Below are 1,207 nucleotides of genomic sequence, written 5' to 3'. Positions count from 1 at the left end.
TGCCGAACTTTCTGCATCGTCTCGGCGTTGAAGCCGAGGCAAATCAAAGCCGTGTTGTGCGCATTGAAGAAAACCGCGCCTGCGGCCGCGCCCGCCCCGAAGAGCTGAATTGGCTCAAATCTTACCGCAATGCCCAGTCGATCGCCAAAGGCCTCGTAGAAGAGGGAATCGCCAAAAGGGCCGAGCCATGAACATGCGCGTGCAGATTAAAGGCGGCGGTGTTGCACAGTCCAATGGTAAAAAGCAGGTCAGCATCCGCCAATTGGTGGAATGGGCCTTCCAGCGCGAGTTTGCCCAAATTGATTTTGACAGCGAGCGGCGCTTTGGGGCGGAGCCTGCGCCGTCCTTCGGGATGGAATATCTGCTACTGGAGCGGGCCCGAGTGGGCTGCAGCATCGATGGTGGCGGGCGCTCGGAACCGCATCACGATGCCGAACTGGTCTCGGCGGCTCTGTCGGTTTTGCCTGTGGCGCGGGGCGGGCGGTCCATGGCGGTGCAGATTGGCGAACTGGCGCGGGTGGGGGCGGTGCCCGATTATATGCCGCGGGCGAAGCCCCATGTGGAACCTGTGGAATGGCGCAGCCATTGGCGGGGGGATTTTGGCAAGGCTGTGAAACTTCGTCGAGAAACCTACACCGTGTCAAATAGAACGCGGGCGGTGGATGTCTACTGGTGCCCGATCCGCTATGTGAACACTGCGGGCGAAGTTGCGGCGGCACGGCGCAACTATCTGGATTGGTGGGCGGCGCTGGATGAACTGCGCTATACCTTCCAGGCGGGGCGGGATTTGATTGCTTATGAGGTGACGGATGTCATGCCGCCGATGACACCCTGGGAAAAAACATCTTGATCACAACCAACGACACGGTGATCGCTCTCGATCGGGATTCTTGGCTCAGCCGAGTGCGGTTCTGTGCCTGATAGGGCGATACTCATATGCTGCAGATGTCCATCGATATTTTCTCAAGCAAGGTGCGGGGCGTGGCGGGGCGGGGATCTACCAGCGGCCAAAGCACGGGGCCCGGCGGGGTGGGGCGGGTGTTGGTACCAAAGGAAGCAAAATGGGGCTGAAGCTCTTGGTGGCCTATAAAGACAGCGTGTCTTATGGGCCGCGTCTGAAGTTTGTGACGCGCGCGCATCGGCTGACGGATAAAGAGATTGGTCCGGCGATCGCAAGACGGTTGCGGCTGGCTGTTCAAACCGCGCG

Annotated in this window: 2 protein-coding genes; both read left to right on the top strand. The window is 60.1% G+C overall.

What is annotated here, in order from left to right:
- The coding region (locus GGE09_RS23410; protein WP_309748469.1) for a hypothetical protein at positions 1-191 on the top strand (191 nt) is incomplete at its 5' end.
- The gene (locus tag GGE09_RS23405) at positions 188-850 is read left to right on the top strand and encodes a hypothetical protein (RefSeq protein ID WP_309748468.1); all 663 of its coding nucleotides are present in this window, start codon (positions 188-190) and stop codon (positions 848-850) included. The genes GGE09_RS23410 and GGE09_RS23405, both read left to right, overlap by 4 nt.
- Positions 851-1,207: the final 357 nt, after the last annotated feature.

Origin of the sequence: Roseobacter sp. N2S (assembly GCF_031454055.1) — a bacterium.
In the GTDB taxonomy this organism is placed as follows: domain Bacteria; phylum Pseudomonadota; class Alphaproteobacteria; order Rhodobacterales; family Rhodobacteraceae; genus Amylibacter.
Note: the sequence above shows the minus strand (reverse complement) of the source record. Positions and strands in the feature narration are given on the sequence as shown.